The 1431-nt window shown below is 47.9% G+C and carries 1 protein-coding gene; it reads right to left on the bottom strand.

The features are described from left to right. Positions 1–9 precede the first annotated feature (9 nt). Entirely contained in the window at positions 10–1338 is a 1329-nt protein-coding gene (locus tag H141_RS0119610) for an IS4 family transposase (RefSeq protein ID WP_019677965.1), read from the bottom strand. Positions 1339–1431: the final 93 nt, after the last annotated feature.

Raw genomic sequence — 1431 nt, 5'->3', positions numbered from 1 at the left:
TAATGCCGGTCAGTTAAGCTGACCGGCATTTTTCTTTCTGACAGGATACTTCAATTTGCTTGATTTTACGCAGCGGGGATAACATCGCTCTCGTCTTCCGGGCAGCAGGAAGTATGAAGCCATTGCCGTAATATCCATTACCACTCGTGGAATACGGCCCGGTGACACATAAGGTAATGTGGCGAGCTGGAACACGATGTGACTGGCAGCCTCCTTGAAGCTTAGCTGGCTTGGCGAGATATCTTTACCTAATGATGCGGCCATAAGAACCATTTGATAGCGAATGAGGTTGTACGCCAATAACACCCCCCACAGCTCTTGTTTGACCATATCGGGTTTTTTCGAACGAAGCGTATAGGCATTGTGAAGCATAGATTGTTTTATCTCTCTGAAGCCTAACTCTATTTCCCAGCGAGTCGAGTATAAATCCACAATGTCAGCAGCTGGAAAACGCATCGGGTCGGTCAGGGAGCATAAGATTTTTACTTCTTTGCCTTTAATCGTTTTGCTGAGCAATCTCGCCTCCATGGTCTGCGGCAGGTCAGCAAACTTCTTACGTGACTGAGGTGTTGTTGTCAGCCTGACGAGCTGGTCATGCTTACCTAAAGAGCGGATAACCTCGTACTGTGTCTGTTTTCTAAGTGGCAGCAACCAATGGCGCTGTTCACCTGTGCTTTGCCATTTATGCAGCAGGCCTAACGAGTAAAACCCTTTGTCGAATAAGGTCAGCGAGTTATCGCTGGTGTGGGCGATTAAATCTTCGGCCAGAATCATCTCGTTGACATCTACACTGTCAAATCGGCTGGCGGTTAGCAAATGGCTCGTTAACTCCATCTGGCAGACCATGCGGATTTGCGGATAGCAGGCTTCACCGGTTTGGGACTTTGTTCTGGCGAATGCCGCGCTGTTCTCTGGCGTATCTTCAGTTCTGAACACCACACCATCAACACCCAGCAAGGTTAAGCCACACCAATTAGGGTGCTCAGCCTTCTCATTCCAATGTCCTGCGGTGAGATTAAAAATATGCTCTATTGCTTCATAACCAAGGCGCTGTCTTGCTTGCACGACAGCACTGGGAGCAACATAGGGGGCTTTACCTGGCAGCAAAATATCCAGCTGGGATACCAGCTGTTTTATCGATATATTACGGAACAGAGCCATTCCCAATACGGCCCATACCATTTGCTCCATAGGCAGCCGACGGGTCCGGATGGTTGATACGCCTGCAATACCAAGTCCTGTCTCAATAAGTGCAGGGTCTAGAACATCCGACAGACTGTCGAAACTAATGGTATGGCTGTTTACTAAAACGGTCTCAAGAGCTTGGCTAATGTGCATAAAAAAGGCCTACAGGGTTTATTCTGTAAGCCTTTATATACCAGCCCTTGGATCGGTCAACCGATCTGAAAAACTCTTATCTGATCGGCATTA

The organism is Arsukibacterium perlucidum DSM 18276, assembly GCF_000382165.1.
Lineage (GTDB): Bacteria > Pseudomonadota > Gammaproteobacteria > Enterobacterales > Alteromonadaceae > Alishewanella > Alishewanella perlucidum.
Note: the sequence above shows the minus strand (reverse complement) of the source record. Positions and strands in the feature narration are given on the sequence as shown.